14 protein-coding genes are annotated in these 13,542 nt (G+C 43.8%); 8 read left to right on the forward strand and 6 right to left on the reverse strand.

Annotation, left to right across the window (positions count from 1 at the left end):
- Positions 1–22: 22 nt before the first annotated feature.
- Positions 23–1,513: a peptide MFS transporter gene (locus tag MKY14_RS27900; protein ID WP_076124120.1), complete on the reverse strand. Its 1,491-nt coding sequence runs from the start codon at positions 1,511–1,513 to the stop codon at positions 23–25.
- A 255-nt stretch (positions 1,514–1,768) separates the two neighbouring features.
- On the opposite strand from MKY14_RS27900, the gene MKY14_RS27905 reads away from it, so the two are divergent.
- The 4 genes from MKY14_RS27905 (at position 1,769) to MKY14_RS27920 (ending at position 5,082) form a co-directional block, all read left to right on the forward strand.
- Positions 1,769–2,125, forward strand: coding sequence for a nucleotide excision repair endonuclease (locus MKY14_RS27905; RefSeq protein WP_036682230.1), 357 nt, complete (start codon positions 1,769–1,771; stop codon positions 2,123–2,125).
- A gap of 134 nt (positions 2,126–2,259) precedes the next feature.
- The gene (locus MKY14_RS27910) at positions 2,260–2,925 is read left to right on the forward strand and encodes a glycosyltransferase (RefSeq protein ID WP_175617270.1); all 666 of its coding nucleotides are present in this window, start codon (positions 2,260–2,262) and stop codon (positions 2,923–2,925) included.
- Positions 2,926–3,100: 175 nt separating this feature from the next.
- The gene (locus MKY14_RS27915) at positions 3,101–3,823 is read left to right on the forward strand and encodes a hypothetical protein (RefSeq protein WP_339245445.1); all 723 of its coding nucleotides are present in this window, start codon (positions 3,101–3,103) and stop codon (positions 3,821–3,823) included.
- A 5-nt stretch (positions 3,824–3,828) separates the two neighbouring features.
- Entirely contained in the window at positions 3,829–5,082 is a 1,254-nt protein-coding gene (locus tag MKY14_RS27920; RefSeq protein ID WP_339245442.1) for a polysaccharide deacetylase family protein, read from the forward strand.
- A 16-nt stretch (positions 5,083–5,098) separates the two neighbouring features.
- Here MKY14_RS27920 and MKY14_RS27925 read toward each other — a convergent pair whose 3' ends face one another.
- Positions 5,099–6,157, reverse strand: coding sequence for an endonuclease/exonuclease/phosphatase family protein (locus MKY14_RS27925; RefSeq protein WP_076191625.1), 1,059 nt, complete (start codon positions 6,155–6,157; stop codon positions 5,099–5,101).
- A 155-nt stretch (positions 6,158–6,312) separates the two neighbouring features.
- On the opposite strand from MKY14_RS27925, the gene rlmN reads away from it, so the two are divergent.
- The 4 genes from rlmN to MKY14_RS27945 all read left to right on the forward strand — a co-directional run bounded on the left by rlmN (position 6,313) and on the right by MKY14_RS27945 (position 9,538).
- On the forward strand, positions 6,313–7,383 hold the full coding sequence (rlmN, locus tag MKY14_RS27930) for a 23S rRNA (adenine(2503)-C(2))-methyltransferase RlmN (protein ID WP_036682223.1): 1,071 nt from the start codon (positions 6,313–6,315) through the stop codon (positions 7,381–7,383).
- Between the two features lie 79 nt (positions 7,384–7,462).
- A complete protein-coding gene (locus MKY14_RS27935; RefSeq protein ID WP_036682221.1) occupies positions 7,463–7,750 on the forward strand; it encodes a DUF6509 family protein in 288 nt (95 codons plus the stop codon).
- Positions 7,751–7,972: 222 nt separating this feature from the next.
- Positions 7,973–8,452, forward strand: a complete 480-nt coding sequence (gene greA, locus MKY14_RS27940; RefSeq protein ID WP_036682220.1) for a transcription elongation factor GreA — start codon at positions 7,973–7,975, stop codon at positions 8,450–8,452.
- Positions 8,453–8,608: 156 nt separating this feature from the next.
- On the forward strand, positions 8,609–9,538 hold the full coding sequence (locus MKY14_RS27945; protein ID WP_339245439.1) for an AEC family transporter: 930 nt from the start codon (positions 8,609–8,611) through the stop codon (positions 9,536–9,538).
- Positions 9,539–9,542: 4 nt separating this feature from the next.
- Here MKY14_RS27945 and MKY14_RS27950 read toward each other — a convergent pair whose 3' ends face one another.
- The 4 genes from MKY14_RS27950 to MKY14_RS27965 all read right to left on the reverse strand — a co-directional run bounded on the left by MKY14_RS27950 (position 9,543) and on the right by MKY14_RS27965 (position 13,503).
- Complete coding sequence (locus MKY14_RS27950; protein ID WP_076124112.1) at positions 9,543–10,385, reverse strand: aldo/keto reductase; 843 nt, start codon at positions 10,383–10,385, stop codon at positions 9,543–9,545.
- 58 nt (positions 10,386–10,443) lie between these two features.
- Positions 10,444–11,652: an MFS transporter gene (locus tag MKY14_RS27955; protein ID WP_076105088.1), complete on the reverse strand. Its 1,209-nt coding sequence runs from the start codon at positions 11,650–11,652 to the stop codon at positions 10,444–10,446.
- 210 nt (positions 11,653–11,862) lie between these two features.
- Positions 11,863–12,405 (reverse strand): hypothetical protein, encoded by a 543-nt coding sequence (locus MKY14_RS27960; protein ID WP_081388203.1) that lies wholly within the window; start codon positions 12,403–12,405, stop codon positions 11,863–11,865.
- A 129-nt stretch (positions 12,406–12,534) separates the two neighbouring features.
- The gene (locus MKY14_RS27965; RefSeq protein WP_340977827.1) at positions 12,535–13,503 is read right to left on the reverse strand and encodes a Gfo/Idh/MocA family protein; all 969 of its coding nucleotides are present in this window, start codon (positions 13,501–13,503) and stop codon (positions 12,535–12,537) included.
- Positions 13,504–13,542: the final 39 nt, after the last annotated feature.

Raw genomic sequence — 13,542 nt, forward strand, 5'->3', positions numbered from 1 at the left:
CTCGGGCAGCCTTTGGGTGTCTTTAATGTATCCCTTTCATGAAATTCTGAATTTTGGAAGAGAATAGGAAGAGGATAAGCGCAAGGATAAGGGCCACTCCACCAATTACTCCAAAGTACATCATTTCGGTATCCGGGGTATAGAACTTCACAATTTGAGCATTAATTGCTTGAGCAGCGGCATTCGATAAGAACCACATACTCATCATTTGAGCGGTAAAAGCCGCCGGTGCCAGTTTGGTCGTTGCTGATAAGCCCACAGGGGACAAGCATAACTCCCCGATTACGATGATAAAATAGCTGAGTACCAGCCATAATGGATTCACAAGTGAATTAGCTCCACCGAAATAAGCAGGTACTAGAATCACCAAGAAGGATAAACCGGCAAACAATAAACCAAGCGAGAACTTTTGCGGAATCGAGGGTTGACGGTTACCGAGCTTTAACCACAACCAGGCAAATATAGGTGCAAGAGTGATAATAAACAGCGGGTTAAGCGATTGGAACCAAGCAGGAGAAATGTGTAAGCCTGCAAAATCCAATTGGGTCCGTTTATCAGCAAAACTAGCTAGAACTGTGGAAGTCTGCTCTTGAATCGCCCAGAACATAATCGATGCGATAAATAAAGGAATGTATGCGAGAATTCTTGACCGTTCAACGGCTGTTGTTTTGGGACTGCGGTACATCATAATGAAATACATCGTAGGAATAAGTAAGCCTAATACCCCTACTATTTTTATTAATGTTTCAAAGGTAAGCACTCCGGTAAGAATGCCGATCGTAATCAAAATCGCAAGTACAACTAATCCTACACCAATCCAAGTAAAGATCTTTTTCTTCTGATCTGCAGGAATAGGGTTGTGTACAATCGTACCGGCCAAACCCAGATTTTTTGTGCGAGTCATAATATAAACGACTAGTCCAACAAACATTCCGACTGCGGCAATCGAGAAACCTAGATGGAAATTATTCATGCCTACTGCGCCAACAATTAGTGGGGAGAGAAATCCTCCCAGGTTAATACCCATATAAAAAATGCTGAAGGCAGCGTCACGGCGGTTATCCTGCTCGCTATAAATTTCGCCGACAATACTTGAAACATTGGGTTTCAGTAGACCCGTTCCGAGTACGATTAAAACCATCGAAGCAAAAAACAATGTGGTATTGCCTGGAATAGCCAGTAGTATATGCCCGAACATGATTAAAACGCCGCCGTAGAAAACAGCCCTCGAAGTCCCGAGAAGCCGATCCGCAAGCCAGCCTCCGATGATCCCTGACATATATACAAGCGATCCATAGATAGACATAATAGAAAGTGCCATATCTTCAGGTAATCCGAGACCGCCTTGGCTCACTTCATAATACATGTAGTAGACAAGGATAGCTCGCATGCCATAATAAGAGAAACGCTCCCAAAATTCTGTGAAAAAAAGGGTGAAAAGTCCCTTAGGATGTCCGAAGAAACCCTTTTGCGGGACGCTATCTACTATTTTTTGCCGGTCTGTTACTGCCATGAATCAAATCCTCCTAGATGACAAATATCTATATATCATGATGCAAACGCCTCTATTTTATTTATAATCCTCTACTGTCTAAGACCGCAACCCTTGGGCAGGAAGGTTTTGAATAATGCCATAATTTTTAGTAATATTTCCATTAGATCAATCGAACTTGCTTTTATTGTATTTATTTGACTGCGCCAGATTGAATGGTCTTACTTAGCGATTTATGATACTATTTACTCCTATATAGAAAGAGGACGTGAGCTAATGATCAACATAACGATTCCAAAAGCGGATGTTAGTATTACTAAACAAATTAACCCGCAGTTAAGCAATATTTACGGATTTACGGACTTTCACCTGATTCCGAGAGATTACGGCGGTATCTTTATGTTCTACAATGATCAGGATGAGTTGTTGTTTGTAGGTAAAGCGAGAAAGCTAAGACCAAGAATTAAAAAACATTTTGAAGACACCGTATCTGACATCAAGCAACATCGGGACGAGGTCACCAGAATTGATGTGTGTTTGATCGAAAGTCCAGTTCATAGAGAGATCTACGAAACCTATATCATTAATGAACTGAAATCTAAATACAACGTAGATAAAGTGATGTTTAGATAAAAGTAAGACCCAGGCACCGTCCACGTGATGGTGCTTTTTTGTGTTCTGAGAATAGTTGCGAATGAAATGGAAGTAAAGGTGCACAATATACAAGATATTCAAATCCATCACTGTTCACAAGGAGATAGGTCATATTGAAAAATAAGTATTTGATGTTGAAGCTAACCTTATTGTGTATGTTTCTGGTTGTAAGTGTTACACCTACAATTGCCGATGCTGCAGCAGCTAAAGAGAAAAAGAGCTCCCACAAGCAATGCTTAACCCCCTCCGTAATTGAGCTTAAGGATAATCTTAGGAAGTTATGGATCGATCATGTGGTATGGACAAAGAACTACATTGTTAGCGCCTTTGCAGATTCTGAGGACAAGGATAAGGTACTGGCAAGGCTGTTACAGAATCAACAGGACATAGGGGATGTCTTTAAACCGTATTACGGTGAGGCAGTTGGAGATAAGCTGGCTCAATTATTGCGGGAGCATATTCTTATTGCCGGAAAAGTTCTAGGTGCTGTAAAGGCTGGAAATCAGGCCGATGTGGAAAAATACAATAAAGAGTGGTATGCCAACGCTGATGACATTGCCAAGTTTCTTAGTAGCCAGAACCCCAAATATTCTTATGAACAATTAAAGGAAATGCTTCATGAACATCTGGAATTGATTACTGATGACGTGACAGCTAGAGTTAAAAAGGATTGGGATGCCGAAATTGCCGCATTTGATAAAGGGCTGGAGCATATGATCATGTTCGCAGATATCTTAACCGAGGGATTGATCAAACAATTTCCCGATAAATTCAATTGAAATCAAAGCACCCGAAGGGGTGCTTTTTTTATTTTGCAGAAGAGAATAGGTCTTTAGGTGCATTTCAGAAAGTTAGATATAAAGGCTCACTTACATACAAGATAAGTAAACTATAATAGACTCGTGGGCACTCGACATTTTTTGACATTTTTTTATAATTGAGGTGATAAAATCGATGATTTCCCCCTTTTTTAAAAAGAAAGATTCAGTGGATAAGCAATCCAAGTCGGATATGGTTCAAAAGGTACAATTATTAGATGAACAGGTCGAAGAAATAGAAGAAAAGACCTCGGACGAGACTTTAGCTGGATTGGTTACTACAGGCAAAGCTCAGCTTGATAAAAAATCACTCGATTTGATCTTCTCCGTGGAGCAGATTATTCAGGCCAGACAACATGCGGAGACCAATATTAATGAGCTTCAGGATCGGTTAACCCATTCCAGCAGTCATGTGGAGCGCTTAAACCGGGATATGAAGAACCTCAATAAGGTTATTGAGGAAAGAGAAAAGAATGTCCGCGAGCTTGAGCATAAGTTGATTGAGAGAAATTTGAAGGTCGATCAAGTGCTGGAGGATTACCGGGAGCTTCAAACTACGCTCACAGCTGAGATTGAGGAATTGAAGAGTACCATTGAGCTGGAGCAGCAAAAATATGTAAATCTGATTCAAAAACATAACGAAGCCCATGCAGAGAAACTCAAAAAGATGAATGATCTGGAAGAGAAAATCGGACGGGTTGAGATTGAGAATGCACATCTAAAACAAAAGTACGATACGATTCGCCAAGAAAAGGCGTATCTCTCGGGTATGATCAGCGATTTCACCAATCGGATGACGGTTCCTTTTGGGAGTGGCAGTAGTCTGACGGAGCGAAACGATGGAAACGGAGATACATAGGATTCATGGCATCTAAGGAACCGGACACCATTCTAATGATTGAGTTACTGTCGCTTGAGCATGAACAGGCCGGTTATCAGATTGAGGTAGGTCTAACCCGTAATGTTGGGTACGCAAGAAGCAAGCTCACCATAGATGAATTTACATACGAACAATTGAAGGCGCTAGGTCCCTTTTCCGGAGGGAGAATGAGATTGTCGCTGTATCCGAAGTGGGATCCGTTTCGGAATAGTTACTACAGCACGCTGATTATAATGAACAGAGCTTACAGCGAAACATTGTATTTTGCCTGTTCTGAAAATTATGTAACCCAACTTCTTCAATTAAAGCAGCAGGACTATCCTCAAGTAGAAGAGGAGAGGGTAGTTCAGACCATGCTTCCCTCTACAGAACCAGGGCATAGGATAAGCAGAATGAAGACCAAACGAATTGGACTGGTTGCACTGCTGTGTCTCATGTTCGCTTGTTTGATATTTGTGTTACCTCTGCGAATGGATGGACAACTCGTAGATAGTGCTGAAGCGCTGGACGAACCCGTATTAGAGGCCGACTCTGAGCCATTACTTTCGGTACCGTTCGTTACCCTTGCGCAGACGATATCGGTTCATAACCAGCAAGCCGAGCCTACACCAGAACCTTCAGTCCCTCCTCAAGAACAGACATTACCGTACGAAAAGTATGAATTACCTGAGAATGAATTTTTGTATAGTTTGCCGAAGGGTTATGTTGCCTTGTCATTTGATGATGGACCGTCAAAGTATACGAAAGAGATCGTAGATATTCTAGTAGAACATAAGGTGGCTGCCACCTTTTTATTCATTGGGAATAAGGTAGCTCATAATGCGGAAGCCGTTAGGTATGCTAATGAGCATAAGATGTCGGTTGGGAGTCATTCGTGGGATCATAGCAAAATGACTGCTAATGGCGTTGAGGAGAACCGGATTAACTTGGCGAAGACTAATCAGGCGCTGGAGGAAATTACACAATCACCGATTACTATTTTTCGGCCGCCATATGGGGCGATCAATGACAAGTTAACCGCCAAGGTGACGGAACAGCAGATGAAGGTATTATTGTGGAATCGTGATCCCGAGGATTGGAACGTCAAGAACCCAGAGGATATTCTTCAATATGTTCATCATGCCGATCCGTCCGGCGGAGTCTATCTATTTCACGAAAAGAAGATTACTGTAGAAGCTTTGCCTGCTATCATTAAGTATTTCCAAGAGAAAAACCTGAAATTTGTTGTTTTTAAATAGAATCAGAGAATCCATGTTATTGCAGAATAAAAGTGGCTGTTACAGGGTTGTGATCACTGTGTTCGAAGGATAACTCATGACCCTGTACGCCGCTTATGCTGACGTTTGGTGAGACTAGGAAGCCATCAATCACTGCGCGGAAATTCACACCTTCTGAATAGGCAACATCGAGCGTCCGGACGGAGGGTACCTTGGCATCTACAGCCCACTGAAAGCCCTGTTGAAAATGTTCAGGGAATTCCTGCAGCCATTGCGGCCAATCCTGCGTTGTCTCGAAAGCATCAGGAGCTGTACCCGGAAGGGAATGGTTCCAATCTCCCCCTAAGATGAGGTAATTCCCTTTGTCATTCTCCTTCTTGATATAAGCCGATAAATACTCCAATTGCTGTTTGCGAATCGTTCCGCCTTGGTCAAAGGCTGATAAATGAAGATTGACTAGAATCAGTTCTTTTCCATTATCAACGGGGAACCTGCTCTCCACAAAAGCACGGTCGAGATCAAATTGTTGGCGAGGCCAGGTTTCTTTGCCCGGGAGATCATATCTAATATTACTTGTGCTGTTAAAACGGGATAAAGTTAATAAACCGCTGTTCACCGAGCCCATCGGATCAAGAACAGGAAGCGGTACCCAAGGTACCTTGTAGTTGGTCGCGAAAACATTGCTGTAATCAGCGAACTTATTCGACAAGTAAGAGACTTCATCTATACCGTTGCTACGGGAAGAATCGATGTCGACCTCCTGCAGCATGAACAGGTCCGAGTCTGTAACTGTCATAAGGGACGCTACGGCCTCAAGGTTTATCTTCGTTTGTTCCCTACTGCTTGAGCGTGACTTTGTTCCGCCATCCATAAAGAAATCTTGGCCTTTATCCAACCCGGCGTAGCCAATATTAAAGGTGGTTACAGAAAAGGACTCTCCCTGCTTCATTACTTGCTGCGGATTATTGTTTACAGTAAGTGTAGTAATCTCCTGTGGTTTATAGTCAGTGAGAGTAATATACACTAAAAAACCGCCAAGGATTAGAACGGCAGCTAGAAGGGTGAGGCTGATTGCTTTTATTCTTGTTGAACCCATATGATTCCATCGCTCCTTAGATACATGTTCATAGAACAGACTTTAATGGTGTAAACTTCGACACAACCCAATAACTCCCCTTGTTTTAATAAAAAAAATTTGAGACAATGAGTAGTGATGGTCTGAACTTTAACGTTTTGAAAAGAGGATAACGAATGAATATAGAATCCATTTATGGATTAACTTTTGATCAACTGGCGGCATGGCTGTTAGAACGTGGACATAAAAAGTTTCGGGCTACGCAGGTCTGGGATTGGCTTTATCGGAAGCGGATTACAGACTTTTCGGAAATGCTCGATGTAAATAAAGATTGTGTAGAATTATTAGAGCAGAATTTTGTCATTCATACCTTGGAAGAACATGTGAAGCAGGAATCTGCGGATGGGACGATTAAGTTCCTGTTCCGCCTAAAGGATGGCAACCTGATCGAGACCGTGCTTATGAGACAGAAATACGGCTTGTCTGTATGTGTAACCACGCAAGTGGGCTGCAATATCGGCTGTAGCTTCTGTGCAAGTGGGCTATTGGCGAAGAGCCGGGATCTCTCCAGCGGAGAGATTGTGGAGCAGATTATGAAGGTCCAGCAGCATCTGGATGCGGCGAACCTGGATCAAAAGGTCAGTCACGTCGTAGTGATGGGCATTGGCGAGCCATTCGATAACTTCAAGAACCTGCTCGATTTCCTGGCGATTGTCAAAGATCACAAGGGACTAGCAATTGCAGGTAGAGGGATTACCGTATCAACGAGCGGATTGGCTAACAAAATCGTTGAATTTGCGGATGCGAATACGCAGGTGAACCTGGCGGTTTCTTTGCATGCCCCTAATAATGAACTGCGGACGCAGATCATGAAGATTAACAAGGCCATTCCAATAGAGAAGCTAATGGAGTCTATAGATTATTATTTGGAGAAAACCAAGCGGAGAATTACGCTGGAATACATTCTGATGAAGGATGTAAACGACGGCAGAGAGCATGCGCTTGAACTGGCCGAGCTGATTGGCGATCGACGCCCACTCGTCAATGTGAATTTGATTCCTTATAACCCGGTGGATGAACACAGCCAATATCAAAGAAGCGAGCGGGAGACGGTGCGGGCCTTTTTTGATACCTTGAAGAAGCAGGGTGTCAGCGTAAGCACTCGTCTGGAGCATGGTGTGGATATTGATGCTGCCTGCGGACAGCTGCGAAGCAAACAAATCAAGAAATCCAAAGCCATGGCTTGACGGACTACCTCGACAACAATATGTTACTTTTTGTGATACAATGACGTGGCAGGTATTAGGAAAAGAGGTTGATTGAGTTATGTTGACATTTACGGGCTACAATGTGGAGAATGTAAAAGATCCTTTCGGTATACTAACCGGTAAACGGTATGAATTTGTCGTTCAACTGGACGTTCCAGAGGATGATGAGCTGTATGTAGAGAACGGAGTATCCGCTAGAGCGATTATTAAGGTGGATGAAGATCAAGTCAGCATCGTAAGTTATGATCTACAGGAGACAACTTCAGGTCAACTGCTCGATTTCGATATGGAAGAGGACGAGGAAGAAGCGTTACTCCTTTTTTGTAAAGAGCATTTGCCAGAATAATTAAGCAGCATTGACCTCCTTGCCCAATGTTCCATTGTGGCAGGGATTTTTTTAAAATATAAGCATTTATATGATTTGTACTTTAAAGTATCTTTATATTTCTATGAGAAACGGTTGTCGTCCTTTAAGGACGACAATGTTGTTTCTTCTTGTAAGATCTTTCGCAAGTTTGGGATATATCGGTTAAAATATTATAAAGCATCCAAAATAGGAGTTGTATACATGTCTAATGAAGAAGTGTTCTTGACCAAAGAAGGGTTGGCTCAATTAGAGGAAGAGCTGAAGGAATTGAAAGGCGCAGGGCGTAAGGAATTGGCCGCACGGCTTAAATTGGCGATCAGCTATGGAGACTTGAAGGAAAATAGTGAGTACCATTCGGCCAAGGACGATCAATCGTTCATGGAGACTCGTATTATGATTCTGGAGAAAATGTTGACCAAAGCCAAGATCGTGGATGAGAGCCAAATGGATCTGTCAAAGGTTAGTATGGGTTGTATTGTTATTCTGAATGACATCGAATATTCGGAGAAGATCGAATATAGAATTGTTGGAGCTGCTGAGGCAGATGTTCTTAATAACAAGATTTCCTATGAAAGCCCGCTAGGCAAGGAATTGCTGGGTAAAAAGGTCGGCGATATTGTTAGTGTGAATGCACCGATGGGCATCATTAAATATGAGTTGCTTGAGATCAAAATGATGTAACAATATACCGAAAAGCTCCCAACCCTTTGTAAGGGTTGGGAGCTTTTTTGCTGGTATGATAGGTTTTGGCTATGAGATATATTGATTTCATATCTTAGACGTTCTGCGCTGTTACGCTTATAGTTTGAAGTAACCTACAGCAGAGGAGTTCTATTCATGATCCAAAGTGTGTTATCGACGTTATACCAAGTCATCATGCCTTTGTCCATTCCTGTGATCGTGGGTGCCCTACTTGGGCGGTTTAAGAATCTGGATACGAAGCCGTTATTGACGCTTTATCTATACTTTTTAACGCCGGCAATTATTTTAAATACATTGGCTACTGCAGAGATATCCATGGATGATATTTATAAGACGCTCGCCTTTTCGCTTCTAAATCTAATCTTCTTATGGGCGATTGCGAATATAGTCGGCAAATTATTGAAGCTAGATCCATCCGAAGTATCCGGTCTGACCTTGATTTCAACGTTTACGAATAGCGTGAATTATGGACTTCCGCTGGTGTTGCTAGCTTTCGGACAGCTTGGTCTCGATAAGGCCTCTGTATATGTGATCGGACAGATGATTATCGTGAATACGATAGGCGTTTATTTTGCAGCAAGATCTCAGTTCTCGGTAAAAAATGCAGTAAAATCGGTCTTTTCACTTCCTTCCATTTACGCAGCTCTGTTGGCCCTTCTTCTCCGTATCTTTGGCCTGCATTTGCCTGCAGAGGTGGCTACAGGGGTTGCCTTGGTAGCTGGAGGATATTCACCAGTGGTACTGGCGATCCTTGGCGCACAGATGGTTAAAGTGAGAAACATGCCATCCGCACGCAAGGGTCAGTCTACTTTTTGGACTGGGCTTTCGATTCGATTAATCTTAGCGCCGCTAGTGGCTTACCTCGGATTATCGATCCTGCAAATTACCGGAACCTTGTTCTCTGTGCTGCTGATTTTGGCTTCTATGCCAGTTGCCGTCAACGCCGTCGTGCTAGCCGAGCGTTTTAATGCCTCACCGGAGCTGGTATCCAAATGTATTTTGTGGACGACGCTTGCTTCGTTTCTCGTGTTGCCGGTGCTTATAGTGTTAGTGCAAGGTGCGTAATCCCTTAGAAATCAAAATGATCTGGGTCTGGACCTACCCGCTGATCTTGGTTGAGAGAGTTAATTAGAGTCATATCCTCGTCAGATAATTTGAAATCAAACACGTCTACATTTTCGACGATCCGGTGTTCTTTAGTAGACTTAGGAATGGTGATAATCCCCCGTTGCAGGTCCCAACGGACAATAACCTGAGCGACGGATTTGTCATGTTTGACGGCAATTTGTTTCAGTACAGGCTGATCGAACAATTGACCTTGCATTAACGGAGACCAAGCTTCTAATTGGATTCCTTGCTCTTTGCAGAAGTCGAGCAGCTCTTGCTGATTCAAATAAGGATGTAATTCAACTTGATTGACCATCGGCTTAATCTCAGCATCCTTCAGTACATCTTCAAGATGGTGAATCTGGAAGTTGCTGACCCCAATGGCTTTTACCCGGCCCTCTTTATACAACGTTTCAAGCGCTCTCCAAGACTCTTTATATTTTCCTTTTACAGGCCAGTGAATAAGGTACAGATCCAGGTATTCAAGTCCGAGTTTAGCTAAGCTAGTCTCGTAGGCGGCAATGGTTTCTTCGTAGCCCATATCTGCGGTCCAGACCTTTGAGGTTACGAAAAGCTCTTCTCTGGACAAGCTGTTCTCTTGCAGAGCCTCTTGGATGGCTTGTCCCACGCCTGTTTCATTCTCATAAATTGCGGCAGTGTCAATGCTGCGGTAACCGTGTCTAATAGCGGATTTGATCGCTTGTATCAGTTCTGCGCCTTCTTCCACTTTAAATACGCCAAGCCCTAGCCAAGGCATATTTACACCGTTGTGTAATGTAGTTGTATCCTGTAGATGTTGAGCCATAATAAAGTAACCTCCTAAGATATTTAAAAGTTTGTTTGGGTTGTTAATGGACTGCTCTTTAAGCAGCTTTAGTCTGGAGAGGAGCCTCATCTTTCTTCTCCAGAGCACGGCTCCATGCCGTTAGTAATACAGCGGACAGAACCATGATGGCACCTACCCAAGTGGTATGAATCAGTCCCATATGATCTGTGACGATGCCGCCAAGGTACGCACCAATGGCAATACCAGCGTTAAAAGCAGCAATATTTAATGCAGAAGCTACATCTCGTGCACTTGGCGCATATCGATCTGCAAGCGTAACGACATGTACTTGCAAGCCGGGCACGTTCATGAAAGCTAACAGTCCCATAAAGAAGATCGTAATCAGTGCGGCAACCTTGTAAGGTGCGGTAAAAGCTAAGACAAATAAGACGACAGCTTGGACTGCAAACATATAGAATAGAGCATTCATCGGTTTGCGGTTGGCGGCTTTACCTCCAATCACGTTCCCGATGGCAATCGCAATGCCGTATACAAGCAAGATTACGGCGACTGTATTCTCTTTGAAGCCGCTGATCTCATGCAGAAGGGGTGATAAATAAGTAAAGACTACAAATGTGCCCCCATAGCCCAAAGCCGTAATTGCGAAGGCAAGCAGTAAACGCCCATTGGTGACCAGCTTAACTTGCTCACGAAGGGGTGTATGGGTGCCTTTGCGCAGCCCGGATGAAGGAACAAGGATCAGATTGCCGATGAGTGCTATAAGCCCGATAGCAATAATAGCAACAAATGCAGCACGCCAGCCGAGTTGTTGGCCAAGGAACGTACCTAGTGGAACGCCCGTAACAGTAGCTACTGTAAGTCCAGTGAACATGATGGCAATGGCACTGGCCTTACGATCCTCAGGCACGAGATCGGCGGCAATAGTCGAAGCAATCGACATGAACAAGCCATGGGCCAGAGCGGAAATTACTCTCGCGATTAACAGCAATGTAATTCCGTCCGCAGCCGCCGCAAGACTATTGCCGATAATAAAGACGATCATAATGCTTAGCAGTAAGGTTTTGCGCGATATCGACGTGGTTAGCGACGTTAAGATGGGTGCGCCAAAAGTTACTCCTAAAGCGTATAAAGTAACGGTCAACCCGGCTGTGGTTACCGGTATATGCAGATCCGTGGCGATTAAAGGCAGTAGCCCCACACTGATAAACTCAGTGGTACCAATCGCAAAGGCACTAATGGCTAGAGCTAAGAGCGCCAAGGTGCTTCTTTTTTTATCTAAGGACATTTCTTTCACTCCTACGCTGTGTTAATCACCGGCCGGTAAGTGCTATTATGAAGAGATCTGTCCATTAAGTATAGTACGTACTTTAAAGTGCTATAGGTACTAAAAAGTACCTATGGCGCAACTCGCCAAACCGCAAAAAGCATGGGCACCCTGATCTCGTCAGGTTTGCCCATGCTTTTTTGCTATGCTTGTTATATAGTCCCAATAGGGTTAACGAGACCGTTGTTTAAGGTGGCGCCGTTTAGTTGTGCCTTTGTTAGTGGCGTGCCCACCCGATCCTCCACCAACCGCCTGCTGCTGTCTTGTTCCTGGGCTTTCAATAGCGGAGTTTGTTCCACCGGTGCTGAACGTTCCGCCTCCGCTTGCTACCTGAGTTGCGGAGGCATTCTGGCTCCGTTTAGGCAGTTTAACCGTCTGGGTATTGATAACGACCACAACTTCTTTGCGATACGGATATAATAAGAGGGGTTTAGCTTTGCCGCGTTTGTTGCCCCCACTGCCTAGGTTAGTCGCATCGCCGCCTGCGCCGACACTTTGTTGTTGGCGTGTATAGGGAGAAGCAATGGCGGCATTATTGCCGCTTGCGCTGCTGCGTCCTGCACCGCTTGCAATTTGTGTAGTGTTGGGGGCGTTCGTATATTGATTGTTGATGACAAAGACTAATCTGTCCACTCCGTGGAGTGGGGTCCTTGTAATTATGCGCCGTTTTCCTTTTTGAATAATGACAACGATCCGGTCTCTTTTATAGGCCACCCATATTCACTCTCCCATACTTTGACTTCATTAACATTAATGCAGATGGGGGGAATAAGTGATGAATACGGGCGATCTATCTCGAAAAACAATCATTTGCCTAAGTTAGCTGCCTACTAAACGGTTTATTTATTCAAAGCTATATTTGATCCCCCATTGCTCCCGGACATTGCTCATAATGTCCATGACATCCAAGGAGAGGTTGAGGGTCTCTTTATGGCTTTTATCTGCAATATACCGCTGCATATCTTCAATCTCGTATTGCAAAGCTTTGGCTGTATCTCCAGCTTCAATCGTCTCTACTGTGCCATCCAAATAGTGAATGGTGGCTTTGCTGGCCCGCGGGAAATTGTCTACGGTAATAAATCCGAGTTCTCCTGCAACCACCCCCCTTTTAGGCATTTTGGAGCGCATTGTAAGGGAGATTACCGCCATTTCATCTGCCGCATTGTTAAGAATAATACCGGATTGCTCGTCCACTCCTGTCTCGAATTGTTTTACCGTAGTAAGAATCTCATGGGGCTGTTTGGACAGGAAGAATCTTGTGAAGGACAGCGCATATGTCCCAATATCCAGCAGTGCTCCGCCCGCCAGATCTTTGCTGAAGAAACGGTTGTTCACATCATATTCTTTATGGCTGCCAAAGGAGACCTGCACCATTTTGAGGCGCCCGATGATGCCGTCATCAATGAGCTGCCGCAGTTTCTTATACAGTGGCATATGGTAGATGGTCATAGCTTCGGCCACAACCAGATCCTTTTCAGCGGCAAGTCGGGTGACTTCTTGAAGTTGTTTGCTGTTCACCGTGATTGCTTTTTCGCAGAGAACATGTTTGTTATTCTGTAAGCTTTCAATGATGTATTCATAATGATTGCTATGTGGCGTAGAGATGTACACTACATCAATTGCAGGATCTTGCAGCATTTCACTGTAATTGCCATAAGCTTTCGTGGCTCCATATTGATTAGCGAATTGTTGTGCTTTCTCCAAGCTTCGCGACCCAACCGCATACAACGTTCCTCCCGTTTCATTCAGCGCAGCCGCAAATTCGGCAGCTATACTTCCTGGACCGACAATTGCCCACTTTAAAGGGTTCATTTCCAGCACCTCACTTGTTTGATTTTTTGTTTTTATTTA

It is taken from the genome of Paenibacillus sp. FSL R5-0887 (genome assembly GCF_038002305.1).
Taxonomy (GTDB): Bacteria; Bacillota; Bacilli; order Paenibacillales; family Paenibacillaceae; genus Paenibacillus_AQ; species Paenibacillus_AQ odorifer.